28 protein-coding genes and 1 tRNA gene are annotated in these 25,352 nt (G+C 66.9%); 18 read left to right on the forward strand and 11 right to left on the reverse strand.

The window, feature by feature from the left end; genetic code table 11:
* The first annotated feature begins 10 nt into the window (after nucleotides 1–10).
* Together N415_RS17715 and N415_RS17720 are read left to right on the forward strand one after the other, a co-directional pair.
* Nucleotides 11–1,033 (forward strand): ArsA family ATPase, encoded by a 1,023-nt coding sequence (locus N415_RS17715; protein WP_068184662.1) that lies wholly within the window; start codon nucleotides 11–13, stop codon nucleotides 1,031–1,033.
* Nucleotides 1,030–2,184 (forward strand): ArsA family ATPase, encoded by a 1,155-nt coding sequence (locus tag N415_RS17720; RefSeq protein ID WP_068184665.1) that lies wholly within the window; start codon nucleotides 1,030–1,032, stop codon nucleotides 2,182–2,184. Before N415_RS17715 ends, N415_RS17720 begins: the two co-directional genes overlap by 4 nt.
* Before the next feature lie 291 nt (nucleotides 2,185–2,475).
* Here the strand turns inward: N415_RS17720 and N415_RS17725 are convergent, their stop codons facing one another.
* On the reverse strand, nucleotides 2,476–2,826 hold the full coding sequence (locus N415_RS17725; protein WP_066938055.1) for a WhiB family transcriptional regulator: 351 nt from the start codon (nucleotides 2,824–2,826) through the stop codon (nucleotides 2,476–2,478).
* A 361-nt stretch (nucleotides 2,827–3,187) separates the two neighbouring features.
* Here N415_RS17725 and ponA2 point away from each other — a divergent pair, with 361 nt between their 5' ends.
* The 6 genes from ponA2 to N415_RS17755 all read left to right on the forward strand — a co-directional run bounded on the left by ponA2 (nucleotide 3,188) and on the right by N415_RS17755 (nucleotide 9,940).
* Nucleotides 3,188–5,614 carry a transglycosylase/D,D-transpeptidase PonA2 gene (gene ponA2, locus N415_RS17730; RefSeq protein ID WP_068184667.1) on the forward strand — a complete coding sequence of 809 codons (2,427 nt, stop codon included), beginning with the start codon at nucleotides 3,188–3,190 and terminating at the stop codon, nucleotides 5,612–5,614.
* A gap of 69 nt (nucleotides 5,615–5,683) precedes the next feature.
* Entirely contained in the window at nucleotides 5,684–6,652 is a 969-nt protein-coding gene (locus tag N415_RS17735; protein ID WP_068184669.1) for a metallophosphoesterase, read from the forward strand.
* The gene (locus tag N415_RS17740) at nucleotides 6,649–7,761 is read left to right on the forward strand and encodes a PLP-dependent cysteine synthase family protein (protein ID WP_068184673.1); all 1,113 of its coding nucleotides are present in this window, start codon (nucleotides 6,649–6,651) and stop codon (nucleotides 7,759–7,761) included. The genes N415_RS17735 and N415_RS17740 overlap by 4 nt, the downstream gene beginning before the upstream one ends.
* A 53-nt stretch (nucleotides 7,762–7,814) precedes the next feature.
* Nucleotides 7,815–7,888, forward strand: a tRNA-Pro gene (locus N415_RS17745).
* Between the two features lie 93 nt (nucleotides 7,889–7,981).
* The gene (locus N415_RS30840; RefSeq protein ID WP_081665333.1) at nucleotides 7,982–8,665 is read left to right on the forward strand and encodes a DUF4190 domain-containing protein; all 684 of its coding nucleotides are present in this window, start codon (nucleotides 7,982–7,984) and stop codon (nucleotides 8,663–8,665) included.
* A 210-nt stretch (nucleotides 8,666–8,875) separates the two neighbouring features.
* Nucleotides 8,876–9,940: a hypothetical protein gene (locus N415_RS17755; protein ID WP_152531453.1), complete on the forward strand. Its 1,065-nt coding sequence runs from the start codon at nucleotides 8,876–8,878 to the stop codon at nucleotides 9,938–9,940.
* 39 nt (nucleotides 9,941–9,979) lie between these two features.
* Here the strand turns inward: N415_RS17755 and N415_RS17760 are convergent, their stop codons facing one another.
* From N415_RS17760 to N415_RS17785, 6 genes are all read right to left on the reverse strand, one after another.
* Complete coding sequence (locus N415_RS17760) at nucleotides 9,980–10,570, reverse strand: restriction endonuclease (protein WP_068184679.1); 591 nt, start codon at nucleotides 10,568–10,570, stop codon at nucleotides 9,980–9,982.
* A gap of 76 nt (nucleotides 10,571–10,646) precedes the next feature.
* Complete coding sequence (locus tag N415_RS17765; protein ID WP_152531454.1) at nucleotides 10,647–11,291, reverse strand: hypothetical protein; 645 nt, start codon at nucleotides 11,289–11,291, stop codon at nucleotides 10,647–10,649.
* Between the two features lie 216 nt (nucleotides 11,292–11,507).
* A complete protein-coding gene (locus N415_RS17770; RefSeq protein ID WP_193376471.1) occupies nucleotides 11,508–12,857 on the reverse strand; it encodes a cytochrome P450 in 1,350 nt (449 codons plus the stop codon).
* A 54-nt stretch (nucleotides 12,858–12,911) separates the two neighbouring features.
* Nucleotides 12,912–13,208 carry a DUF4193 domain-containing protein gene (locus N415_RS17775; RefSeq protein ID WP_068184686.1) on the reverse strand — a complete coding sequence of 99 codons (297 nt, stop codon included), beginning with the start codon at nucleotides 13,206–13,208 and terminating at the stop codon, nucleotides 12,912–12,914.
* A gap of 154 nt (nucleotides 13,209–13,362) precedes the next feature.
* A complete protein-coding gene (locus tag N415_RS17780) occupies nucleotides 13,363–13,635 on the reverse strand; it encodes a hypothetical protein (RefSeq protein WP_068184689.1) in 273 nt (90 codons plus the stop codon).
* A gap of 64 nt (nucleotides 13,636–13,699) precedes the next feature.
* Nucleotides 13,700–14,011 (reverse strand): hypothetical protein, encoded by a 312-nt coding sequence (locus N415_RS17785; protein WP_068184692.1) that lies wholly within the window; start codon nucleotides 14,009–14,011, stop codon nucleotides 13,700–13,702.
* Between the two features lie 142 nt (nucleotides 14,012–14,153).
* Between N415_RS17785 and N415_RS17790 the strand changes: the two genes are divergently transcribed.
* Nucleotides 14,154–14,855, forward strand: a complete 702-nt coding sequence (locus tag N415_RS17790; RefSeq protein WP_068184695.1) for an HAD family hydrolase — start codon at nucleotides 14,154–14,156, stop codon at nucleotides 14,853–14,855.
* Here the strand turns inward: N415_RS17790 and N415_RS17795 are convergent.
* Entirely contained in the window at nucleotides 14,823–15,329 is a 507-nt protein-coding gene (locus tag N415_RS17795; RefSeq protein WP_068184701.1) for a DUF6328 family protein, read from the reverse strand. The genes N415_RS17790 and N415_RS17795 overlap by 33 nt on opposite strands.
* Nucleotides 15,330–15,434: 105 nt before the next feature.
* Here N415_RS17795 and N415_RS17800 point away from each other — a divergent pair, with 105 nt between their 5' ends.
* Genes N415_RS17800 through N415_RS17810 form a run of 3 tightly spaced genes read left to right on the forward strand, consistent with a single transcriptional unit; the run spans nucleotide 15,435 to nucleotide 18,313 of the window.
* Nucleotides 15,435–15,995, forward strand: a complete 561-nt coding sequence (locus tag N415_RS17800; RefSeq protein ID WP_068101872.1) for a hypothetical protein — start codon at nucleotides 15,435–15,437, stop codon at nucleotides 15,993–15,995.
* Nucleotides 15,996–17,312: a peroxidase gene (locus tag N415_RS17805; RefSeq protein ID WP_068184703.1), complete on the forward strand. Its 1,317-nt coding sequence runs from the start codon at nucleotides 15,996–15,998 to the stop codon at nucleotides 17,310–17,312. It abuts the gene before it with no gap.
* Nucleotides 17,309–18,313 carry a hypothetical protein gene (locus tag N415_RS17810; RefSeq protein WP_068184705.1) on the forward strand — a complete coding sequence of 335 codons (1,005 nt, stop codon included), beginning with the start codon at nucleotides 17,309–17,311 and terminating at the stop codon, nucleotides 18,311–18,313. The genes N415_RS17805 and N415_RS17810 overlap by 4 nt, the downstream gene beginning before the upstream one ends.
* 15 nt (nucleotides 18,314–18,328) lie before the next feature.
* On the opposite strand, the gene N415_RS17815 is transcribed toward N415_RS17810, so the two are convergent.
* A complete protein-coding gene (locus tag N415_RS17815; RefSeq protein ID WP_239645615.1) occupies nucleotides 18,329–18,697 on the reverse strand; it encodes an STAS domain-containing protein in 369 nt (122 codons plus the stop codon).
* 156 nt (nucleotides 18,698–18,853) lie between these two features.
* Between N415_RS17815 and N415_RS17820 the strand changes: the two genes are divergently transcribed.
* Genes N415_RS17820 through N415_RS17845 form a run of 6 tightly spaced genes read left to right on the forward strand, consistent with a single transcriptional unit; the run spans nucleotide 18,854 to nucleotide 24,454 of the window.
* A complete protein-coding gene (locus N415_RS17820) occupies nucleotides 18,854–19,747 on the forward strand; it encodes an STAS domain-containing protein (RefSeq protein ID WP_068184707.1) in 894 nt (297 codons plus the stop codon).
* Between the two features lie 22 nt (nucleotides 19,748–19,769).
* Nucleotides 19,770–20,159, forward strand: a complete 390-nt coding sequence (locus tag N415_RS17825; protein ID WP_067157499.1) for an STAS domain-containing protein — start codon at nucleotides 19,770–19,772, stop codon at nucleotides 20,157–20,159.
* A complete protein-coding gene (locus N415_RS17830) occupies nucleotides 20,149–20,559 on the forward strand; it encodes an anti-sigma regulatory factor (RefSeq protein ID WP_068184765.1) in 411 nt (136 codons plus the stop codon). Before N415_RS17825 ends, N415_RS17830 begins: the two co-directional genes overlap by 11 nt.
* 46 nt (nucleotides 20,560–20,605) lie before the next feature.
* The gene (locus N415_RS17835) at nucleotides 20,606–21,178 is read left to right on the forward strand and encodes a SpoIIE family protein phosphatase (RefSeq protein WP_081665334.1); all 573 of its coding nucleotides are present in this window, start codon (nucleotides 20,606–20,608) and stop codon (nucleotides 21,176–21,178) included.
* On the forward strand, nucleotides 21,175–23,391 hold the full coding sequence (locus N415_RS17840) for a SpoIIE family protein phosphatase (protein WP_068184713.1): 2,217 nt from the start codon (nucleotides 21,175–21,177) through the stop codon (nucleotides 23,389–23,391). The genes N415_RS17835 and N415_RS17840 overlap by 4 nt, the downstream gene beginning before the upstream one ends.
* Before the next feature lie 43 nt (nucleotides 23,392–23,434).
* The gene (locus N415_RS17845) at nucleotides 23,435–24,454 is read left to right on the forward strand and encodes an iron-containing redox enzyme family protein (RefSeq protein ID WP_068184716.1); all 1,020 of its coding nucleotides are present in this window, start codon (nucleotides 23,435–23,437) and stop codon (nucleotides 24,452–24,454) included.
* Here N415_RS17845 and N415_RS17850 read toward each other — a convergent pair.
* Entirely contained in the window at nucleotides 24,451–24,651 is a 201-nt protein-coding gene (locus tag N415_RS17850) for a CDGSH iron-sulfur domain-containing protein (RefSeq protein ID WP_068184718.1), read from the reverse strand. The two genes, N415_RS17845 and N415_RS17850, sit on opposite strands and share 4 nt — an antisense overlap.
* The gene (locus N415_RS17855; RefSeq protein ID WP_068184769.1) at nucleotides 24,648–25,337 is read right to left on the reverse strand and encodes a HemK2/MTQ2 family protein methyltransferase; all 690 of its coding nucleotides are present in this window, start codon (nucleotides 25,335–25,337) and stop codon (nucleotides 24,648–24,650) included. The genes N415_RS17850 and N415_RS17855 overlap by 4 nt, the downstream gene beginning before the upstream one ends.
* Between the last annotated feature and the right edge of the window lie 15 nt (nucleotides 25,338–25,352).

Below are 25,352 nucleotides of genomic sequence, written 5' to 3' on the forward strand. Positions count from 1 at the left end.
GCATGCGAAGGTGGCATCCACTGGAAACGGCGGCAGTTCCGTCGGCTGGCCCGCCCGCTTGTCGAGGGCGCGCTTACATTTCGTAACCGGCAAGGGCGGGACGGGTAAGTCGACGGTCGCGGCCGCGCTCGCCCTCACGCTGGCGGCGGGCGGCCGCAAGGTCCTGCTCGTCGAAGTCGAAGGCCGCCAAGGGATTGCGCAACTGTTCGACGTCCCGCCGCTGCCCTACGAGGAGGTCAAGATCGCCACCGCCGAGCGCGGCGGGCAGGTCAACGCGCTGGCGATCGACATCGAGGCCGCGTTCCTGGAATACCTGGACATGTTCTACAACCTGGGCATCGCGGGCCGGGCGATGCGACGCATCGGCGCCATCGAGTTCGCGACGACGATCGCGCCCGGCCTGCGCGACGTGCTGCTCACCGGCAAGATCAAGGAGTCGGTGGTCCGCCTCGAAAAGGGGGCCAAGAACCCGGTCTATGACGCGGTGGTCGTCGACGCGCCGCCGACCGGCCGCATCGCGCGCTTCCTCGACGTCACCAAGGCGGTGTCCGACCTGGCCAAGGGTGGGCCGGTGCACTCGCAATCCGAGGGTGTGGTGAAGCTGTTGCACTCCGATCAGACCGCCATCCATCTCGTCACGCTGCTGGAGGCGCTGCCGGTGCAGGAAACGCTCGAGGCCATCGAGGAGCTCGCCGAGATGGAGCTGCCGATCGGCAGCGTGATCGTGAACCGCAACATCCCGTCGTTCCTGGAGCCGCGCGATCTGGCGAAGGCCGCCGAAGGGGACGTGGACGCGGACTCCGTGCGGGCCGGCCTTGAAATGGCGGGAATCAAGCTCGGCGACACCGACTTTGCGGGCCTGCTGACCGAGACCATTCAGCACGCGACCCGGATCACCGCACGCGCCGAGACGGCGCAGCAACTCGACGCGTTGAAGGTCCCGCGGCTGGAGCTGCCGGCGATTTCCGATGGCATCGACCTCGGAAGCCTGTATGAGCTGTCGGAAACACTTGCGCAGCAGGGGGTCCGATGAGCGTCACGACGAAAACCCTTGATATGGCCGCGATCCTGGCCGACCGATCCAATCGGGTGGTGGTGTGCTGCGGCGCCGGCGGGGTGGGAAAGACGACCACCGCAGCCGCGATGGCGCTGCGCGCCGCCGAATACGGCCGCACGGTATGCGTTTTGACGATCGACCCGGCCAAGCGGCTGGCGCAGGCGCTCGGAGTCAACGACCTCGGCAACACCCCGCAGCGGGTGCCGTTGGCGCCCGAAGTACCCGGCGAGCTGCACGCGATGATGCTCGACATGCGCCGCACCTTCGACGAGATGGTGATGCAGTACTCCGGCCCTGAGCGGGCAGAGGCGTTGCTGAACAACCAGTTCTACCAGACGGTCGCCACGTCGCTTGCCGGCACGCAGGAGTACATGGCGATGGAGAAGCTCGGCCAGTTGCTGAGCCAGGACCGCTGGGACCTCATCGTCGTGGACACCCCGCCGTCGCGCAACGCGCTGGACTTCCTGGATGCGCCGAAACGGTTGGGCAGCTTCATGGATAGCCGGCTCTGGCGGCTGCTGCTCGCACCCGGTCGCGGCATCGGCCGATTGGTCACCGGCGCAATGGGTTTGGCAATGAAGGGCATGTCCACGATCATGGGCTCCCAATTGCTCAGCGACATCGGTTCATTCGTGCAGTCACTGGAATCGACCTTCGGCGGTTGGCGGGAAAAGGCCGACCGCACCTACTCGCTGCTGAAGAGACGCGGCACGCAGTTTGTAGTGGTGTCGGCCGCCGAACCCGACGCGCTGCGCGAGGCGGCCTTCTTCGTCGACCGGCTGTCGCAGGAGGGCATGCCGCTCGCGGGGCTGGTCCTCAACCGCACCCACCCGACACTGTGCTCGCTGCCGGTCGAACGGGCCATCGACGGAAGCGAGACGCTCGACGCCTCCGATTCCGAGGCCGCCGCGCTGGCTTCCGCCGTGCTGAAGATCCACGCCGACCGGGCGCAAACCGCCAAACGCGAGATCAGGCTGCTCTCCCGGTTCACCGGCGCCCACCCGCATGTGCCGGTCATCGGGGTTCCGTCGCTGCCGTTCGACGTTTCCGATCTCGACGCGCTGCGGGCGCTCGCCGATCAGATCACCGCCCCCGGCGACGAGGCGGCCCGCGCGGCGAGCGGCTGAAACACGCGCTCGGTGAGCGAATCATTCTGTTGGGCACACGCCGGTCAGACGCTTGCGGAAGCTATTTGACACGAGCCATGACCGGTCGGCGCCGTGCGATTCGTTGCTATCGAATTCCTATTGGACACAAGCGAGCTCGTATTAGACACGGGCCAGTTGTATATTGAACACATTCCAATTAAGAGTGCCGCTTAGGCTGTAACATTAATGTAATCACGAAAACAGTTATTTTCAGAACCGTTAGTTCGGGGCCGCCCGCGATAGCCGGGCGCGTGCTTGAATAACCCCGGGTCAGCCGACGCTGCGGCCGCGGCGCTTGTCGAAGAAGTCCTGCCAGGACACGACCTCGGGATGCTGCTTGAGCAGGGCTCGGCGCTGGCGCTCGGTCATGCCGCCCCACACGCCGAACTCGACCTTGTTGTCCAACGCGTCCGCCCCGCACTCCTGCATCACCGGGCAGTGGCGGCAGATCACCGCCGCCTTGCGCTGGGCGGCCCCCCGAACGAACAGTTCATCGGGGTCAGTGGTCCGACACAGCGCCTTCGAAACCCATGCGATCCGTTCCTCGGCGTCGACACTGCGCAATACGCCCTGAGCAGCCGCGATGTTCGTTCGACGTGCGGCCGGCCGTGAACCTGACACGAGCTGTTCCCTTCCTTCCGACCGCTTGTCGCGGCCGCCCTCCTCGGGTGCAGACCCTTGCTGCGATCTACGCCACACCATGCAAATCGGTGTTATCTGAATCTCACCGTGTGTCTAAGTTAGGTGGTCAGGTGGCAATTGCGCAACAGTCTGATAACGCTTTTTTTGGGACGGCCGTGCAGCCTTAGCGAAAAGGATAATGCCGAGCGGCGCCCCGCGCACTTCACCTCGGTGGCTGACCCGTGACGGAACCGAAAATTTTTTGCCGGGCCCCATCGTAAGTTCGCTGGTCACGGTGCGCGAGGGCATTGGGCCAACTCGTGGCGTGGCCAGGTGAGCGTGGGCGGCTACCCTAGAACGCATGTCAGACCGCCCCCCGGCCGCGCTCACGGTTCTCAAGCTCGCGGGGTGCTGTTTGTTGGCCAGCGTCGTCGCCACGGCCCTGATGTTTCCGCTCGCGGGCGGGATCGGGCTGATGTCCAATCGGGCCTCTGAAGTCGTCGCCAACGGGTCCGCCCAACTGACGCAGGGCGAGGTGCCCGCGGTGTCGACGATGGTCGACAAGAAGGGCAACGTCATCGCGTGGCTTTACTCTCAGCGCCGCTTCGAGGTGCCCACCGACAAGATCGCCAACACCATGAAACTGGCGATCGTCTCGATCGAGGACAAGCGCTTCGCCGACCACAACGGGGTGGACTGGAAGGGCACGCTGACGGGCCTGGCCGGCTATGCGTCCGGCGACGTCGACACCCGCGGCGGGTCGACCATCGAACAGCAGTACATCAAGAACTACCAACTGCTGGTGACCGCCCAGACCGACGCCGAGAAGCGCGCCGCGGTCGAAACCACCCCGGCGCGCAAGCTGCGCGAGATCCGGATGGCGCTCACGCTGGACAAGACCTTCACCAAGCCCGAGATCCTGACGCGCTATCTGAACCTGGTGTCGTTCGGGAACGGCTCGTTCGGTGTGCAGGACGCGGCCCAGACCTACTTCGGCATCAACGCCTCGGACCTGAACTGGCAGCAGGCGGCCCTGCTCGCGGGCATGGTGCAGTCGACCAGCGCGCTCAACCCGTACACCAACCCCGACGGCGCCCTGGCCCGACGGAACCTGGTCCTCGACACCATGATCGAGAACCTGCCCCAGGAGGCCGACGCCCTGCGCGCCGCGAAGGCCACGCCGCTGGGCGTGCTGCCCCAACCCAACGAGCTGCCCCGCGGCTGCATCGCGGCCGGCGACCGCGCCTTCTTCTGCGACTACGTCCAGGAGTACCTGTCGCGCGCGGGGATCAGTAAGGAACAGGTGGCCCGGGGCGGCTATCTGATCCGCACCACGTTGGACCCGGACGTGCAGATCCCGGTCAAGGCGGCCATCGACAAGTTCGCGAGCCCGACCCTGCCGGGCATCTCGAGCGTCATGAGCGTCATCGAGCCGGGCAAGACCTCCCACCACGTGATGGCGATGGCCAGCAACCGCACCTACGGCTTGAACCTCGACGCCGGCGAGACGATGCGACCGCAACCGTTCTCCCTCGTCGGCGACGGCGCCGGCTCGGTCTTCAAGATCTTCACCACCGCCGCGGCGCTGGACATGGGCATGGGCATCAACGCCACGCTCGAGGTGCCGGGCCGGTTCCAGGCCAAGGGCATGGGCAGCGGCGGGGCCAAGGGCTGCCCGAAAGACACCTGGTGCGTCGTCAACGCGGGTAACTACCGCGGCTCGATGAACGTGACCGACGCGCTGGCCACCTCGCCGAACACCGCGTTCGCCAAGCTGATCCAGCAGGTCGGCGTGACCCGGACGGTGGACATGGCGATCAAGCTCGGGCTGCGTTCCTACGCCGATCCCGGCACCGCGCGCGACTACAACCGCGACAGCAACGAGAGCCTGGCCGACTTCGTCAAGCGGCAAAACATCGGCTCGTTCACCCTCGGCCCGATCGAGTTGAACGCGCTGGAGTTGTCCAACGTCGCGGCCACCCTGGCCTCCGGCGGCGTGTGGTGCCCGCCGAACCCGATCGACAAGCTGATCGACCGCAACGGTAACGAGGTCTCTGTGACGACCGAGACCTGCGATCAGGTGGTGCCCGAGGGCCTGGCCAACACGATGGCCAACGCGATGAGCAAGGACGCCGTGGGCAGCGGCACGGCGGCCGGCTCGGCCGGCGCGGCGGGCTGGGACCTGCCGGTGTCCGCTAAGACCGGCACCACCGAGGCGCACAGATCCTCCGCTTTCGTCGGTTTCACCAGCCACTACGCGGCGGCCAACTACATCTACGACGACTCACCCAACCCGACGGATTTGTGCTCCGCCCCGCTGCGTCACTGCGGCGAGGGCGACCTCTACGGCGGAAACGAGCCGGCGCGCACCTGGTTCACCGCGATGAAACCGATCGCGAACAACTTCGGCGAGGTGAAGCTGCCCCCGACCGATCCCCGCTACGTCGAGGGGTCCCCGGCGTCCCGGGTGCCGGCCGTCACCGGCCTGGACGTCGACGCGGCCCGCCAGCGCATCAAGGAGGCCGGCTTCCCGGTCGCTGACCAGACCAACTCGGTGAACAGCAGCGCAAAGGCGGGCGAGGTGGTCGGGACGTCGCCGTCCGGCCAGACGATCCCGGGCTCGATCATCACGATCCAGGTCAGCAACGGCATCCCGCCGGCGCCACCGCCACCGCCCGAGGGCGCGCCACCGGTGGTGGGGTCGCAGGTGGTCGAGATTCCCGGCCTGCCGCCGATCACGATTCCGCTGCTGGCGCCCCCGCCGCCGCCCGGGGCGCCCCCTCCATAGCGGCCCGCAACACGGACTTGTGGCGCAAGCTATACGCGCCCAGACCGCAACCGGCAGTAGGCTTCCTGCATGGCTGACGTTCGCCCGATTGCCCCCGTCCTGATGCGCACCGGCGCCATCGCGCTCGGCTCGACCCTGGCCGGCATCGGTTACGCCTCGCTCGTCGAGCGCAACGCGTTCGTCCTGCGCGAGATAACCATGCCCGTCCTTTCACCGGGCTCCACGCCGCTACGGGTGCTGCACATCAGCGACCTGCACATGACGCCCAACCAGCGCCGCAAGCAGGCCTGGCTGCGCGAGCTGGCCGCCTGGGAGCCCGACCTCGTCGTCAACACCGGCGACAACCTGGCGCACCCCAAGGCGGTGCCCGCGGTGGTGCAGACGCTGGGCGACCTGCTGTCGCGGCCGGGCGTCTTCGTCTTCGGCAGCAACGACTACTTCGGGCCCCGCCTGAAGAACCCGCTGAACTACCTGACCAACCCGTCACACCGGGTCCGCGGCGAGCCGCTGCCCTGGCAGGACCTGCGGGCGGCGTTCACCGAGCGCGGCTGGCTCGACCTGACGCACACCCGCCGCGAGTTCGAGGTGGCCGGGCTGCACATCGCCGCCGCGGGCGTGGACGACCCGCACATCGACCGGGACCGCTACGACGCGATCGCGGGGCCGGCCAGCCCGGCCGCGAACCTGCGGCTCGGTTTGACGCACTCGCCGGAGCCGCGGGTGCTGGATCGCTTCGCCGCCGACGGATACCAGCTGGTGATGGCCGGGCACACGCACGGCGGGCAGCTGTGTCTGCCGTTCTACGGCGCCCTGGTGACCAACTGCGGTCTGGACCGCTCGCGGGCCAAGGGACCATCGCGCTGGGGCGCGAACATGGCGCTGCACGTCTCCGCCGGGATAGGCACCTCGCCGTTCGCGCCCGTGCGATTCTGCTGCAGGCCCGAGGCGACCCTGCTGACGCTGATCGCCAGCCCGATGGGCGACCGCGATTCCACCAGCGACCTGAGCCGTTCACAGCCGACCGCTTCGGTGCGTTGAGCGACCGGACCCGGATCGCGGTCCGCACCCTGCCCCGAAGCTGGACGGACGACGCGATCCGGCTGATCCAGGCCGACGCGCGGCGCAGCGCCGACACCCACCTGCTGCGTTATCCCCTGCCGTCGGCGTGGGCCGGCGACGCGGACGTCGCGCTGTACCTCAAGGACGAGAGCACGCACATCACCGGCAGCCTCAAGCACCGGCTGGCGCGCTCGTTGTTTTTGTATGCGCTGTGCAACGGCTGGATCGGCGAGGGCACCACCGTCGTCGAGGCGTCCTCGGGTTCGACGGCGGTGTCGGAGGCCTACTTCGCCGCCCTGCTGGGGCTGCCGTTCGTCGCGGTGATGCCCGCGTCGACCAGCGCCGCCAAGGTCGCGCTGATCGAATCACAGGGCGGCCGTTGCCATTTCGTGACGGACTCGAGCCAGGTGTACGCCGAGGCCGAGCGTGTCGCCAAGGACACCGGCGGGCACTACCTGGACCAGTTCACCAACGCCGAGCGCGCCACCGACTGGCGCGGCAACAACAACATCGCCGAGTCGATCTACGAGCAGATGCGCGACGAGAAGCACCCCGTCCCGGAGTGGATCGTGGTCGGCGCGGGCACCGGCGGCACCAGCGCGACCATCGGCCGCTACATCCGCTACCGGCGGCACGCGACCCGGCTGTGCGTCGTCGACCCGGAGAACTCCGCGTTCTTTCCCGCCTACGCCGAGGACCGCTTCGGCATCGTGATGTCCACCTCTTCGCGGATCGAGGGCATCGGCCGGCCGCGGGTCGAGCCGTCGTTTCTGCCCGGCGTGGTCGACCGCATGGTCGCGGTGCCCGACGCGGCGTCCATCGCCGCCGCCCGCCACGTCAGCGCCGTCCTGGGGCGCCGGGTGGGCCCGTCGACGGGCACCAACCTGTGGGGCTGTTTCGGGCTGCTCGCCGAGATGGTCTCCGAGGGCCGCAGCGGGTCGGTGGTCACCCTGCTGGCCGACAGCGGCGACCGCTACGCCGACACCTATTTCAACGACGAGTGGGTCAGCGCGCAGGGGCTCGATCCCGCCGGCCCCGCCGAGGCGCTGGTTGAATTCGAGCACAGCTGCGCTTGGTCTAGCCCATAGCCAGCGGTTTGGCCAGCCGACCGGCTGGTGCGATAGGCTGTCGAGGCTTCAAGCGGGGTGTGGCGCAGCTTGGTAGCGCGCTTCGTTCGGGACGAAGAGGCCGTGGGTTCAAATCCCGCCACCCCGACTGTCAGTGGCCGTCCGGCATCGCGCCGGGACCACCAGGTGATTCGCCAACGCGCCATGCGATCTAAAGTCGATGCGGTGCTAGCGTGCGCCCATGGGAATCCCGTTTTGGGTTTGGGCGACCACCTTCGTCGTTTTCCTTGCCGGCGTGGGCTTCTCGATCTCTGTGTTGGTGTTCATGCGCAGAGCGAGTGTTCCGAAATTTAGCGGTCCGGCGCTGACGGGAACCGGGCGCGTTTTGGCGATTCCATCGCTGGGCCTCATGAGCGGCGGCGGGGCAGTCGTGGGGAACATCCAGTTGTTCCTTCACGACATGGGGCAAAGTGGCAGTCGCCTGTGCAGTATCGCGTTGCGCGTGGAAGTTCCAGGCCGTGAACCGTACGACGCGACGGTCTGGAAGGTTGTCGACCGCACCCAGGTCGCCGCCGTGGAGAGCGGCGCCGCCTTTCCGGTAGAGGTCGACTCCGCCGATCCGCACAAGGTTCGGATCGACTTGAACCGGCCGGTACCACATAGCGCTCCCCCGGCGGCGGACAATCGAGCAACGGGCGGCGTCACGTCGAGTCCGGCGACCAACACGCTGGCCATTGCGTCCCTCGTAACGGCGTTCCTCTTCCCCGTGATCGCGATCCCAATGAGCCTTAGCGCCCGTTCTCAAATCCGCAAGACCGGGGAACGGGGCGCGGGAATCGCGTTGGCCAGCTTGCTAATTAGCTGCCTCTACCTGGTCGGGATCGTGGTTGCGGTGGTTGTCGTTCCCCAACTGACAAAGCATTAGCGGTCGCGACGGCGCGTACGAACCACGGGGTCGCGCTCATTCGCCGTGAATCCGAGTAGCCGGCTACTCTATCCGCCGCGCATATCTGGGTGAAGTATCAGCGAGGTCGGCGACTGCTGGAACCGTCACGGAATTGGCTGGCCCGCTAGTGCCTACGAAATGACCGCGCGGCGACTGTGGGCAGCCATCTGCGCGCGAAGGGATGGCGTCATGGATTTTGACGAGCATTGCCGGGGTGACAACGTCCTGGTGAGTTTCATTGCCGCCGCTCCGGCCGACGCGGGTTTTGCGGCTCTGCTGACCGGCTTCATGATCTCCGCGATCGCCTTCTTGCTGGGCAGAGAACGGAGAGAGGACAAAATCCTGCACGCGGTCGCGCTATTTGCGCCAGGGTTGCTGGTTCTGGCGCTGGCTTGCAATCAGTTTGTCGGTATCACGGCGCAAGCCCCGGCTAAATCCGGTGACCACGTCATACAAGGCTCGGCAAAAGTCGCTTGCAGCATCGGCTGGACCCAGGGAACGACCGCGAACGGCATGTTGGGCGTGGGCTTCGTCGTCGCGGTAGCCGGACTGGTCTGGATGATGGCTCACGCGGTGGACGGAAACATTGGCCGGAACGCCCAGGAAAACGGCGCTCAGGACCGCAGAACCCTGATACATCTTGGCAACTTCCTTGTGTTCGTCGCCATTGCCACGGTGTCGCTGCTGTTGACGCGGGGTTCGCTCGGTTATTACGACCTGATGGGCAGCCTCGGCGTCCATGCGCCGAGTTCTTTGAAGGCCGTAGCTTGGTGGACATTTGGGTTGAGCATGGCTGTTGACGCCCGGATAATCTACGTCCGGACCGCAGGGTATTACCGTGTTCGACGCAAAAGAATTGATGGCGAGTGGGACGAGCGCAAAGAGTCCACGGCAGCGCGACTTTTGCGACGAGGACCCGTCATCTGCGTAGTGGTGTTGACGGCCGGCATGGCCTTGGTGGCGCCTTTGCACGCCAGTCTCATTTCAAACAATTCTGTGCCCGGCGGCGTCGCGGCATTCTTTGCGGTTGTCTTGGGCATGTTCTTTCCGCTCGTAATTTTCTTGTTTATTTCCGCTTCGGTGCCCGGACCAGACTTCTGGTATTGGGACGCCGTCTCCGATACGAAGGAGGACACGACACGACCGCCCGCGCAAGCAGAAGTCGACGGCCGGGGCGGCCTGGCGGCCGATCCTCGCGAGGTCATCGATACCCAATCCACCGCCACGGTCAACGGCCGTATCGCGCCCAAGTAACCGATAACAAGCGGCGCAGATCACGGCGCGCGGCGGCGGCTAGCCCAGTTCGGGTTGGACCCGCCTACGGTCGGCCCCGGCCCAGATCTGCACCTGTTCCCGACCGACGAGACGGCAGCGGTGCGTCATCGCCAACTGGCGGGCCGCCTTCGTGAACCCCTGATTGGTCACCACGACCGTCTGGTTGCACCGGTGGTGTAGGGCGCCGGCCACCACTTGCTGGACGGCGGCCACCCCGACGGCCTTCGCCTGCCTTTTGCATTGGACCGCCATGCACGCGCCGTCCCGCTTGGCGATCAGATCCACACCGTAGTCACCCGTGCTGGCGGTGTGCGCGACGCTCCATCCCACCGTCCGAAGCTGTGCCGCAACGAATTCCTCGAACTCGACGCCCGACATCTGGTCGATGGCCGCCAGGTCCGACGCCGCGTATCGCAGGTCACGCCGTCGCTGCCGCCCGACGCTGTAGCGGTCGCGTCGACCACCGAGCAACAGCAGGGCGACGACGGTCAGGGCGAGGCCGGCCAGACCGGCCGAAAATCCCGCCGGGACGCTGCCAGTGGCGTGCTGGGCGAAATACCAAGGGACGGCGAACCCCAACAGCAGCAAGGACCCGGCGATTATCTCCATTGCTCCTCGAATTGGCTGCGTGGACTCGTGCGACGAAAGTATCGGATCGCTATGACAATTCGGCGCAGGCCACCTACTAGGAGGTGATGTCGGCCCTCGCGGGGTCGACGGCCGCGCCTATCGTCTGCTCGAGATCCTCCAGCCTGACCTTCAATGGCAGGAATTCATCCATGCCGAGCTCCGCGCGGACCGCGTTGATAAATCGGTTCATTACGGCGCTGACATCGCTCGGCTGGATCCGGTTCGCCATCGGAAGGGCCGCGTAGAGCTGTTGGGTGAAGTTCACGGAAGCGGCCAATCCTGCCAGCCTGACGATGTGATTCGGTAGCAGCAAACGCATCTCGGCGACGATGACGCCCGCTTCCGATAACGTCGATTCCGCCGCCCCGATCGCCTGGAGAACGTCGTTCAACAGCTCCAGCTGCGACGCGGCGTCGGCAGCCCGCGAACGATCCGGATCGAATCCCCGCTTCTTGAAAGCCGCCAACGCCGCAGCTGGGTCCTCGCCATTCGAGAGTCGACTCATCAGCTCCTTGAGTTCCTCGGCGCTCTCCTGAATCTTGGCGTTGTCGAGTCGTTGTTTGGATACGGCCTGTATGAACCTGACAGAAACATCGCGCATCTGATCGCGTCTTTGGCGTTCGCGCTCTGCCTTTTCTTCGCGGCGGTGGGCGGACGTCGACGTTAAGAATGTGATCAGGCCGCCCAGCAGAGTACCCACGAGTCCCGCCCCGGCCGTGAACAGTGGAAGCCACCACGGTGTAGCGGATGCGGCACCTTGCACGGCTGCCAACGTCATCTCATCGTCCCCCGCCCCAAAAGAATTGGAGAAAACCGCCCCGATCCTTCCGGAGGCAAGTGTATGAGTCCCGGACCTTGGAGAGGGCGTCGACAAGCCAAAATCCCGAGGCAGCTTTGAGCGGCCGGTTGCGGCAACCTAGGCGTCGGGGCACGCACGACCCGGCCCGAGAGGACGGAACCGAACCCTGGTGCCGTTGCGGGGTGCGAGCATGATGGAGCGCCGCACGATCCGCTCCGACTCCTCGTCGACGGCGCTGAACTCCCCCTCACGCAGCAGCGTGTGCAGCACGGTGATGAGCTCGCGCATCGAGAACGCGGCGCCCAGACACCGTTTGACGCCACCGCCGAACGGCACCCATGCGTAGGTCTCGGGTCGGGCGCCGAGGAATCTCTCCGGGCGGAACTCGTTGGGGTGCTCGTAGGTGTGCGGGTTGCGGTTGATCGCGATGATGTGGACCACGATCCGGGTGCCGCCCTTCACGACATAGCCACCGATCGGAAACGGCTGTGCCGCAACGCGTGCCGTGAGGGGCGCTGGCGGCCGGACCCGCAGCGTCTCGTGAATCACCGCGGTCGTAAAGGCTTCCTCACCGCTCAGGGCTTCGGCCTGTACCCGTCGTAGCGCGTCGGGGTGGTGCAGCAGCAGGTCGAAGACCCAGGCCAGTGTCGTCGCGGTGGTCTCGTGACCCGCCAGCATCAGGGTGATCAGGTCGTCGCGAATCTCGCTGTCGGACATCGGTTCCCCGTCGTCGCCGCGGGCGCACATCAGCAGCGAGAGGATGTCGAGCTGCTCGCCCAGGCGGGGGTCTTCGCGCCGTCGCGCGATGAGCGGCATGACGACGCCGTCGATCTCGTCGTTGGCCCGCGCCCGCTGCGGCCACACCCTCAACGCGCCGAGGTGACGGAGCGCGTAGCGGACGGTCAATTGCTCTGAGACACCGAGGTTTAGCAGGCGCTCAAAGGGCTTGCCCAGCCGGCGGACCTCTTCGGGATCATCGACGCCGAAGGTGACCCTGACGATCACGTCCAGTGTCAGCGCGCGCGCCGCCTTCAGCATTTCGAACGGGCGGTCAACGGGCCAGCTGTGCATCGCCGCGCGGGCGCAGTTCTGCATGATCGGCACGTAACTGCTCAGCGCGGCGCCGTGCAGCGGGGGCGTCAAGAGCTTGCGCCGGCGCAGATGCTCCGGTTCCTCCTGCACGAACATCGACCCTGAGCCGTAGATGGCCGCCGCCGGTCCGACGCCCTCGCCGCCGAGCAGCACGTCCGGCGGGGCGGTGAAGACCTGCTTGACGAGTTCGGGGTCGGACACGATCGCCACGTCGCCCAGGCTGAGCACGGGCATGGTCATGATCGGCCCGTAGCGGCGGATCAACCGCAGCATCCGCCGCTCGCCGCCGACAAGATAGGCGGCGGCATACGCCGCGGCGAACAGCGGCCGAAGTATGCGCGGAGCCGGCAGGCCGGGCGGACGGCTCAAGGCCACGCTGACGACCGAAACACGGGGGGGCCTAGATGGTCAAGGCCGCCCGCGACGGCGTTACGCGCAGTCTGCGCAGACCGGAAGACCCGAGCTCGAGGGGCGTAACCGGCTGCGGTGCTGCACTAGAAAGCAGCTCGAGCAGGTGAACTCGTCGGAGCGCTGGGGTATCACCGTCACCGACAGTTCCTCGCCGGAAAGGTCCGCGCCGGGCAGCTCGAAGAAGACCACGTCGTTGGGGTCCTCGTCGACCACCGCGGTGGGTGTACCGGCGGCTGCGAGTTCGCGTAGCGCGGACGCGTCCTGGGTCTCGGCGTCGGGTATGCGGCGTGCGTCGTAATCGCTGGTGGTCGTCATGGCTGTTCCTCCCTGCTGGACGACGGGCTGACGCACTTGCCTGTACTCACCCGTGGCTGAGTCGGTACCCCGATCACGTGTCGATAACACCTAATCGGCTCAAAAAATTGCGCGGACGACAATTGGGCGCCTCCCATGGCCGCGGAGGGCCGACTCAGCAGGCGATCGGCGTCTTGGCGTGCGCCGCGGAGCCGCCGGCTCTCGTGCCGTGCAGAAACAATGCGACGTTGAAGGCCCGGCGCTGGCTCCGGGAAACGAAAGCCAGGCCGATCCAGGGCGCCACAACGGCGAGGAGCAGCGCCACGATCGCCGCCCCCGCATGCCCGGTGAACAGCGCAAGAACGCCAACCACCAGACCGACCGCCCAGATGGCGGCAGCCACGCGGCCTGCGATGCTTGGACGCAACGGGCCGGACGTGTCGAGCATGCGCCCCTTATGCCCGGTCAGACCGAAAATTAAACATTTCGGCGGCGGCTCGGCCGGGCGACGGTCAACTGCTGGGCGGCGGTGCGGGCTTGTCGGAATTCATTGCCTGCCAGCGCACTTCGGCCGCGCGCACCTTGCGGTGCGTCTGCAACAGCCAGGCCACGCCCCCGGCACCCGACACGGCGGCCAGCAGCACGACCATCGAACCGACCAGGAGGTGCCCGGTCGCGAACGCGTAAAGCCCGATCACCAGGGCGACCACGGCGACGGCCGCCGACGCGAGGCCGGGGGCATTGGCGGCGTGCGTCAACGATTCGCCGGCATGCTGGCGAGAAGTACGGTGGTGGTCAAGCGGGTCGCTTTTCGGGGTTCGCAAATTCTCTCCTCGTGAAAACGCTTTTGTAGCAGTGCTGTTCGCATGGCGGATCGTGCAGAAGCCTCGTCGAGGTCTACCCGTCGCCCCGATGGGCCAAACGACGGCTCGTGTCAGCCGGCCCCGCCGCGGGTATGCCCCGCGAATGCGCAAACCCCCCGCCGTCCTGTTCGACGTGGACGGAACCCTCGTCGACTCCAACTATCTGCACGTCTACGCATGGCAGCGCGCCTTCGACGCCGAAGGCATGCCCGTCGCGGCCTGGCAGATCCACCGCTGCATCGGCATGGACGGCGACACGCTGGTGCAGTCGCTGTGCGACAGCCAGGGCGGGGCACCCGACGACGTGCAGGATCGGCTCAGCGACGCCCACAGCCGCTACTACCGCGAGGTCACCCCGCTGCTGGCCCCCTTGCCCGGCGCCCGGGAGCTGCTGCAGCGCGTCGCCGCCCTCGGACTGCAAGTTGTGCTGGCCAGTTCGGCACCCGAGGACGAACTCAAAACCCTGCTCAAGACGCTCGACTGTGACGACGTCATCACCGCGAAGACATCGTCGCGCGACGTCGACACCGCCAAACCCGACCCCGGCATTGTGCAGGTGGCGCTCGACCGGGCCGGGGTGGACGCGGACCACGCGGTGTTCGTCGGCGACGCGGTGTGGGATGCCCACGCCGCCGGGGCTGCGGGACTGCCGTGCATCGGGCTTTTGAGCGGCGGCATCTCCCGCGCCGAGTTGGAGTCGGCCGGCGCGTCACCGATTTTCACGGATCCGCAGGATCTCCTCGAGCATCTGGACTCCACCCGGATCGGGGCGCTACATACCGCGCGTGCGGAGCAACAGCGGTAAGAGCCACCAAAAGAATGCAAACAGCGCCAACGCACAAGCTCCCGCGATGAGCCCGGCGCTGCGCCCGGCAACCGAGTCGAAAACGATGACCGTCACCCCGGTCAGGGCGGTTCCCAGCAGCCCGAGCCCGGCGTAGGCGCATCGGTGCGCTGCCGAGACCAGGACCTGGAGGCGGTGCCGCCGGAACAGCAGCCGATGAATGCCGACCGGGGCGACGAGCAGCACCGTCGCGCCCACCGAACAGCCGACGGTCACCAGGTACACGATCCGCATGGGTTCGGCGAGAATGTCGAAGCGCTGCTGGAACGGCAGCGTCAACAGGAAGCCGGTGAGCAGCTGAACGCCCGTTTGCACGACGCGCAGCTCCTGCAGCAGGCTGTTCCAATTGCGGTCCAGCCGTTCGATTTCGGTCTCGCCGCGCTGGCTGCGATCCCACTGCTGGTCATCTTCCGGATGATCGACGTCGTCACCCATAACACCGATCATCCCACCGGAAGTGATTTGCGGGCCAACGACCTTCCGAAGGGCCGGGCCGCGGTGAAGAATCGACCCAACAGGTCCGACCACGGGGAGAACACGATGCCGACCATCGACCACGAATGGAGTAAACCCGCCGCGATGGCCATCCCCGCGGAGGGGTATTTCGAACTGCAGCGCGGCCGGTACGGCCCCGTCTTTCCGCGGACGCCCGCCTGTTACGGCTTCTCCATCATCGCCAAGGTCAAGCCCGGACGCGAGGACGTGATCCGCGAATACGGCAAGACGATCCAGGCGGCGATAGAGTCCCAGCCCGACCTGTTGGCCCCGCTGCGCCTGCACTACCTGCGCTGGGTCCTTTTCGACGTCGGCTTCGGACTGCACTTCCAATACCAAGGGATCTTCGACACCGATTTCGACAAGTACACCGAGGACGCGATAAAACTGTTCTCGCAGTCGGGCGTCACCACCGTCTTCACCAACCTCGAGGGCTTCCCGGAGGATTGGCAGACCAACCCGGACGCGTTCATCAAGTTCGTACGTGAGCACCAGTTCCCCAGCTTCCTGGAGTACGGCGAGTACCCCTACGTCACCGCCGACGAGATCAAAAAGGCGCTGCGCCTCAAGGCCGCCTTCTCCGACATGCTCGACCAGATGCAGTAAATGCTTGAGTTAGACAACATCCAGCACATCCTGGTGACCCGCACACCGGCGATGACGGGGCGCTACGAATTCTTGTCGTTCGACAGTCCGGCGGGCGGACGAGCGTGGCTGGGCGAGCTGGTGGACAAGGCCCAGTCGGCGTCGGACGTTCGGCGGACGATGGACAGCAGTGACCGGTGGGTTACTCTCGCCTTCACCTGGAATGGGCTGCGGGCGTTGGGAGTTCCCGACGAGTCGCTGGCCACCTTCCCGGACGAGTTTCGCGAGGGCATGGCGGCGCGCGCCGACATCTTGGGCGACACCGGATCCAACCACCCGCGCAACTGGGTGGGCGGTTTGGCCGGTGACGACCTGCACGCGATCGCGATCCTGTTCGCGCGCAACGACGTCGAGCACCGGCGTTGCACCGCGGTGCACGCCGACCTCGTCGCGCGGTGTCCGGGGGTGCGCGTGCTGTCCTTCCTGGACTTGAATGCGACGCCACCCTTCGACTACGCCCACGACCACTTCGGGTTCCGGGACCGGTTGTCGCAGCCGGTGATCGAAGGAAGCGGCGAGGAGCCGACGCCCGGATCCGGGGGCCCATTGAAGCCGGGCGAGTTCATCCTCGGCTACCCCGACGAGGAGGGCGTCGTCCCGAAACTGCCGCAGCCCGAGGAACTCTCGCGCAACGGCAGCTACATGGCGTACCGGCGCCTGCGCGAGCATGTCGGCCTCTTCCGCGATTACCTGGCGTCGCAGGCGCATACACCGGAGGGGCAAGAGCTCCTCGCCGCCAAGTTGATGGGACGGTGGCGCAGCGGCGCCCCGCTCGTCCTGTCGCCCGAGCGCGACGACCCCGAACTCGGCGCGGACCCCATGCGCAACAACGACTTCAACTACAAGGAGATGGACCCGTTCGGGTACGCGGTGCCGTTGGGTTCCCATGCGCGACGGCTGAATCCGCGCGACACGACGGTCAACATGAACCGGCGCCGCATGATCCGCCGCGGCGCCACCTACGGCGAGGCGCTTCCCGAGGGCGCCGACGACGACGGCGCGGACCGGGGCATCGCCGCGTTCATCATCTGCGCCAGCCTGGTCCGCCAGTTCGAGTTCGCGCAGAACGTGTGGATCAATGATCGCAACTTTCACGAGCTGGGCAACGAACGCGACCCGATCTGCGGAACACAGGACGGCACACTGGAATACAAGATTCCGAAGCGTCCGATCCGGAAAGTTCTCAAGGGGTTGCCGGCCTTCACCACGCTCACGGGCGGCGCCTACTTCTTCCTTCCCGGCATCAACGGCCTGAAGTACCTTGCGAGGACACCGTGAGCGCACCTGCACGCACCTACAACCAGAACCACGTATCCCGAGCGCACACCCCGGGTCGTCGCCGCATCAGCATCTATTGGACCTGGAGTTACCCCTGGGAGGCACAACGCGATCCCGCCGCGCTGGACAATCGGTTCTCCACCATGACCGAGGTCCGCCGGGTGGCCTGGCCGAACTACGAGACGCCGGAATGGGACGACGCGCACTTCCTGCAGGGCATCGCCGGGACGCTCGAGCTGTTCCACCGCTCGACACTGCACTTCCAGCAACTGGCCGGCGAGGCGACCGGTCACCCCGTCGCGGTCTTCCAGCGCATCGACCAGGCCGGCTATCACCTACCGATCGACGAGCGGGTGCTGGCCGACACCGACACCCTCATGGTCTTCGGGCTCGACCACGTGCTCGGGCAGGAAGAGGCGAGGCCCGAGGAGGTGGAGGCGATTCGCGCCTGGCTGCAGCGCGAGGGCACCTGCCTGCTGTTGGCGCCGCACCACGACGTCGGCTTCACCGACGACGCGAAACAGCGCCAGACCGAGTTCCTGCACCACGGCGACCCGCTGGTCCCCCGCCAACAGCGGTTCAGCCAATACACCCGCTCCCTGATGAAGGCCCTCGACGTACCCGTCTACAACAAGTGGGGCCTGCGGCCGGCGGCCACCGACGGCCAGATCGCGCCGCTGACGGGCTTCCGCGACCTCGACGCGCCCGGGCTGCTGGACCAAGTCACCACCTTCAACTTCCATCCCCACCTGCCGCACTACGAATTGACGGCGCCCGAAAGTGCCGCCCTGCGCGTGCTGGGGCGCCAACGAATCGACCCCACGCGGCCACATCCCTTCACCGAGGCCGGCAAGACCGAATTCAACGCCCTGATCTGGATGCCGCCCGACGGGGGCCGGGCCGGCGACATCGTGTTGGTCGACTCCACCAACTTCACGACGCTCTTCGGCGGCACCGAAAGCCTGGCGAACTTCTGGCGAAACTTCTCGCTGATGCGATAGGGCCGCGAAGGCGCGTCAGCGGGTGCTGTTGCCGTCCCGGACCGCGGTCAACGCGTCGTCCAGCGTCGGGTACAGCGGGAAGGTCTTGTCCAGACCCGTGAGGTGGATCGGCCGCCTGGTCGCCGGGCCGCGCGCGACGACACCGAACTCGATGGATTTGCCTAGTCTTTCGTACGTCGCGGCCAGGATCTTCAAACCGACCGAGCCGAGGAACTCCACCGCCGAAAGGTCGATGACCAGTGCCGTCGGACCGTCCGCGATCACGGAGCTGATGGCCTGTTCGAGCGCCGGGGCGGTGACCAGATCGATTTCGCCGCTGACGCTGACCACGGACACGCCATCGTGGTCGGTAACCAGCGTGGTGATCGAATCAGGAGCTGACAATGGCGATCCTTTGTCCCGGGCCTTGAGTGTGGTGCAAGCCTAGCCTGCCATGCGAACTGCGAGAAGAATATGCCCTCGACAGTTGGGGCGCGATTATCCAGGCTAGTCTCCCCCATAGGCATACTGCGGAGCGCGCTGCGGCACATGGGAGGCCAGATGTCAGATTCGCTGTCGGATTTAGGCACCACCAGCACCGCCGCGCAGACGGTCAGCGAGGGCCTGCTGCCTCAGCTGGTCCAGCACCTGCGCCAGAACCGCACCGTCCTGCGCGAGGAGTGGGCGCGCAGGATCACCGAGGCCGAGCTGCTCACCGCCATGACCCCGGAGGAGATCTTCTCCGAAGCGACGACGGTGTACGACAGCTACGTCGAGGTGCTCGAGACCGGTAGCGTCGAGGCGCTGCAGGATTACGCGCGCGACCTGTCGGAACGCATCATCCCCCGAGGCGTGGAAACCGACGAGGTCGTCGGCATCGTGCTGCTGCTCCGCGACGTGCTGGCGCGGTCGCTGTTCGAGAAGTATCAGACCGACTTCGAGATGCTCAACCGCGTCCTCGACGCGTACGAGCCGGCGGCCAACCGCATCGCCAACACGGTGGCCGTGTCGTTCGTGCAGGAACGCGAGCGCATCATCCGCCAGCAGCAGGAGGCCATCCGCGAGCTGTCGACGCCGGTGCTGCAGGTGCGCGAGCAGCTGCTGATTCTGCCGATCATCGGCGTGCTGGACAGCCAGCGAGCCCGCCAGGTCACCGAACAGCTGCTGCGGGCGATCCGCGCGAACCGCGCGAAAGTCGTCGTCATCGACATCACCGGTGTGCCCACCATCGACTCCACGGTGGCGAACCACCTCGTGCAGACGGTCGACGCGTCGGGGTTGATGGGCGCCAGCGTGATCATCACGGGCCTGTCGTCGGAAATCGCTCTGACGCTGGTCACCATCGGGCTGGACCTGTCCAAGATGAACGCCGTCGGCGACCTGCAGGGCGGCATCGAAGAAGCCGAACGGCTGCTCGGTTACGAAGTCACGCGTACCGGTGAGCAGACCGGATAGCCACCATTAGCACGAGCCCCCCATGCCAGTACCGATCCTGAAACAGGGCGCGATTCTGATCGCTTCGGTGCAGTCGGCGCTCACCGACTCCGACGCCGAACGCCTTCGCTTCGACCTGATGGAAAGGGTCAGCCGGTTTCGCGCGCAGGGAATCATCGTCGACGTCACCGCCATCGACGTGATGGACTCGTTCGCCGCGCGCTCGCTGCGAACCATCGCCCACATGACCCGGCTGCGCGGCGCGGACACCGTGATCGTGGGTCTACAACCGGAAGTGGCCTTCGCGATGGTGCAACTGGGCCTGCAGTTCGACGACATGAACACCGCACTGGATCTCGAAGAGGGCCTCGCGCTGCTGAATCGCCAAGGCGGAGTGGGGAAATCGACGATCGGGCGCGATGGTGGCGGGTGACATCGTCGTCGACATCCGAAACTCCGACGACATCGTCGCCGCCCGCAAGGCCGGACACCAGCTCGCTCTCGATCTCGGCTTCTCGCTGACCGACGTGACCATGATCGCCACGGCGATCTCCGAAATAGCCCGCAACATCACCAGCTACGCGGGGCGCGGGGCCGTCCGGATCGCCGTGGCCGAACGGGACGGGCGCACGGCCCTGGTGGTGCGCGCGGAGGACGACGGGCCCGGCATCGCCGACATCGAGCGCGCGCTGGAGGACGGCTACTCCACCGGTCGCGGGCTGGGGATGGGCCTGCCCGGCGCCCGCCGCCTGATGGACCGCTTGGTAGTGGATTCGAAACTTGGTCACGGAACGGTCATCGAGATGTGGAAGTGGGTCCCCTCCCGTGCATGAGCATGGCCGGCTCGGGCCGATCGAGTGGGCAAGGGCGGGTCGCCCTATGCCCAGTGAGTTCACGTCCGGCGACCGAGGGGTCGCCGTCGACATCGACGGTCACGCCGCCCTGTTCGGCGTGGTGGATGGCCTCGGCCACGGTCCGGAGGCCGCGGATGCGGCGCTGCGCGCCGTCGACGCGGTCAAGCGCGCGAGCTCGGAGCGGCTCGAGGTGTTGGTCCAGCTCTGCCACCGCATGCTGGAGGGCACCAGGGGGGTCGCCATGACGCTGGCCAGGGTGGACTTTGCGGCCCGCACCCTGACGTGGACGGGGGTCGGCAATGTCACCGCCCAGCTGGTGGCCAAGGCGCCGACCGGTGTCCAGATCCGATCGACCGCGCGCCTCACCGGCGGCATCGTCGGCTACCGCATGCCCGAAATCAGGCCCGCCCAGGTGGTTCCGATCCGCCCGGGCGACCTCCTAGTGATGAGCACCGACGGAATCGCCGAGGACTACCTGGATCACATCGACTTCGCTGCCACCGCCCTGGACATCGCCGAAGAACTCCTGGGAAAGCACGCCAAGGAGATCGACGATGCCATGGTGCTTGCCGCGCGTCACCGGGGAGCATCGAGATGAACGGCAACGACGACTTCCACGCCCAGTACGGCGCCGCACTGCGCAGCTACTTGGACACCCGCGACGAGGACGTCCTGACCGTCGGCCACGAGCTCGGCCGCCGCGCTCTCGAGGAAGACATCAGCGTGCTCGAAATCATCGAGCACCACGTTCGGCTGGTTCTCGACACCTGTCAGGACTACCAAGTCGACGCCCCCATCGCCCTGGAATTCCTGTTGCAGACCCTGGCCCCCTTGGACGTCGCGACCCGCGGATTCCTCGACGGCACCAGGCGCTTCGCGCAAGAGCGGGCCCGGGCCGAGGGGCTTGCCGATCGCGACAAATTCCGTACGGCGCTGGTGAATTCGCTGCAGGAGGGCTTTTTCGTCGCCGACCACGAGGGCTCGGTGGTGGAAGTGAACAACGCCTTCATCGAGATCCTCGGCTATCCCGCCGAGGGGCTGCCGTACCGGTGGCCGCACCCGTGGCTGGTCGACAGGAAGACCGCGCGTGAGCAGCAATCGCTGGTCCGAAGCAACGGCAGCGCCGCGTACGAAACCCCGATTCGGCATCGGGACGGACATCTCGCGTGGGTGATGGTCAGCATCAACGCGGTCAAGGAGGTGGGCAGCGACCGGGACGTCTACGTCGGCACAATCCGGGACGTCACCGCGGAGCGCGCGTTCGCCGCCCGCGAGAGCGCGGTGCTGCGGCTCGCGACAGCGGTGGCCGTGGCCAAGAGCGTGGCCGAGCTGCTGTCGATCACCCTCGAAGAATGCCGGACGGCGATCGACGTCAAGCGGGTGATCGCCGTCTCGTGGCCCGCCGGCGGGGGCGAACCGACCGTTCAGGTGGCGGGCGAACCCGCCGAATCCTCCTGGCGCGAACTGGATCCCTGGCTGCGCGACACGTTCCAGGACGCACGCCACCAGCTGCCGCTGACGGCCAAGACGGTGGACAGGCCCGAGAATCCCGGCAAGGCACAGGGATTGGTGGCGGTGCTGTCCAACACGGGAGACCTCGCGCTCTGGCTGGAGCTGCTGACACCCCGTTGGATCAGCGCCGAAGACCGGCTGCTGGTCACGGTGCTCGTCGGCCACCTGAGCCTGGCCATGCAGCACGTGCGCCAGTTCGAGAGCGCGCGCGAAACCTCGCTGACCCTGCAGCGCGCCATGCTACCCACGGTGCAGCCGCCCGCCGGCTTCGCCGTGTGCTACGAGCCGGCCGTCCTGCCCTTGGAAATCGGGGGCGACTGGTATGACGTGCTGCCGATCGGCGGCAACCGCATCGGCATCGTCGTCGGCGACTGCGTTGGCCGCGGCCTGCCGGCGGCTGCGGTGATGGGCCAGCTACGCAGTTCGGCGCGCGCGCTGTTGATCAACGGCGCCCAGCCGGCCCTCGTGCTCGAACAGCTCGACCTGGCGGCGTCGCTCATCCCGAATGCCTACTGCACCACCGTCTTTCTCGCGATCCTGGACACCGACACCGGCGTCCTGGAATACAGCAACGCCGGCCACATGCCCGCGATGGTCGCGGGTCCGCGGCCCGCGACCACGACGGTGGTGACCGACGCCGCCTCGGTGCCCCTCGCGGTGCGCCGCGCGGAACCGCGGCCGCAGGCATCCCGGGTGCTGCCGGCGGGCTCGACGCTGATGCTGTACACGGACGGCCTGGTCGAGCGCAAACACGAGTCGATCGACATCGGAATCGCCCGCGCCGCAGATGTTTTGCTTGAGACGACGAAGCTGCCGCTGGCGGACGTCCCACAGACCATCGTCCGTGCGCTGGCCCCCGCATCGGGGTATGACGACGACGTCGCCATGGTGATATACCGGCATCGGCCGACGCGGCTGCGCATCGAAAGCGATGCCGTCGCCGACCAATTGGTCGACATCCGGCACCGGTTGGCCACATGGCTGCGCGCCGCCGAGGTTCCGAACGCGCTGGCCGCCGACATCGTGCTGGTCGTCAACGAAGCCTGCACCAACTGCGTCGAGCACGCCTACCGCGGACACCGGGTCGGGACGATGCTGCTCGACGCGGAATTGACCGATGGCCGAATCCGGACGCGGGTGACCGACGACGGCTCGTGGAAGACGCCGGCCGCCGACCCGGGCAACAGCGGGCGCGGCCTGGTGTTGATGCAAGCGATCAGCGACACAATGGAAGTGCGCAACAGCCCGGAGGGCACGACCATCGAGAACACCTTCCGAATTTCGGAACCCCCGGGCTGACGGGCCTTCGTTTGCCTGGCCCGATTCTCGGGTAGTCATCGGCGTGACTCGCGCATCAATCACTGTCGAGCCTGCCCTGCCGGCGGCGCACGGACCGCTGTCGACGGCCGTCCACCGCGCGCTGGCCGGCCCCCCCGCACACGACAACCTCACCCGCATCGGCGCGTCCGTGCGGGACTCCGACCCCTTCGGCCTGGATCTTCAGCTCGCCCTGTGCATGTGCTACGAGCTGCACTACCGCGGCTTCGCGGGCGTCGACCCCACCTGGGAGTGGAATCCCGCGCTGCTGCGGTTGCGCGCGGAACTGGAACGCGTGTTCCTGGCGGGGGTGCGCCGCGATGTCGGTCCCATCGACCCCGGCCAAACGGCGCAGGCCGAGATGGAGGCGATTTCCATCGAGCCCGCCGACGGTGACGGGCCGTCATATTTCCTGCGCGACTCGGGAACCTGGCAGCAGATGCGCGAGTACTTCGTGCACCGGTCGCTGTATCACCTCAAAGAGGGCGACCCGCACGCGTGGGCGATCCCGCGGCTGATGGGCACCGCGAAGGCCGCGTTCGTCGCCGTCGAATTCGACGAGTACGGCGCAGGCCAGGGCCCGCGCCTGCACCAGCAACTCTTCGCGGACCTGTTGACGGCGGCCGGTCTGGACGAGACCTATCTGGGCTACCTCGACGCCGTCCCCGCCGAGGCACTGGCCGTGGTGAATCTCATGTCGCTGTTCGGGTTGCACCGTCGGCTGCGGGGCGCCGCGATCGGGCATTTCGCCTCGACGGAGATCACGTCGCCGCCGGGATCGCGGCGAATGGTGCAGGCCTTGCAGAGGATGGATGCGCCGCCGGCCTGCGTCGGCTTCTACAGCGAGCACGTCGAGGCCGACGCGGTACACGAACAGGTGGTGCGCATCGACGTCGTCGGCGACCTCGTGGCGCGGGAACCGCACCTCGACTCCGATGTCGTCTTCGGGATCCGCGCGCACGCGGCGGTGGAAAACCGCTTGGCGGACAAGCTCATCGGGGCGTGGAAGCAGGGCCAGACGTCGTTGCGCAGGAACCTGGACTAGTTCGTCTGCTTCTTGACGCCGCGGCAGCGGCGATGGCTGGTGTCGCACAACGGATAATCGTCGCTGCGCCGGCAGGTGCAGATCGCCACCATGAAGCGGTCGGACTCGACGACATCGCCACCGGGGGTCTCCACCCGCACCGGTCCGGATACCAGCACGGGTCCTCCGGCCACCACCTGTACCCGCGTGGTGGTCATGGCTTGTCCGCCCGGATCACCACGAGCTCCTCTTCCCGGCGCCCGCGCGGGATCCGCCCCGTCTCCTCCAGCCAATTGGCCCGAGCCGACATGACGGGACCGAACGGAATCCACTTGGACGCCATGACTTCGGCCCTCAGGCCGGCCCATTTCAGGCGATCCAGGGATTGTTGGACGCCGGCGAGCGCCGAGTGCACGAGCAAAAGGGATCCGCCGTCGCACAACAACTTTGGCGCCGCCTCGCACAGCGGATCCAGAACCAGGCGCCCGTCGGGACCCGCGTCCCAGGCCCACGACGGTCCGGCAATCGCGCGGCCTGGCTCGGCAACGCCGGCGGGCGGGGCCGGGACATAAGGAGGATTGGCCACCACCACGTCGAACGGCGCCCAGTCGACGGCTTCGGTCCACGATCCCAGCCGGACGTCCACCTCCACGCCGGCCAGGGCGGCGTTACCGCGCGAACAACGCACCGCGTGGTGGCAGGTGTCGCAGGCGGTCACGCTGGCACAGCCCATCTCGGCCGCGGCGATCGCGACGAATCCGCTACCCGTACAAAGGTCGAGGACCCGTCGTCCCGGAATGAGGGCGGTGTGGTGCATTGCGTCGACCAGCAATCGGGAATCCTCTTGGGGCTGGTACACATTATGCGCAACCGAGATCGCAGGCTCGGGATAGGTTGTTGTCAACGTGGGCCTTTCGCT

The sequence above is a fragment of the Mycobacterium sp. UM_CSW genome (assembly GCF_000455205.1).
Lineage (GTDB): Bacteria > Actinomycetota > Actinomycetes > Mycobacteriales > Mycobacteriaceae > Mycobacterium.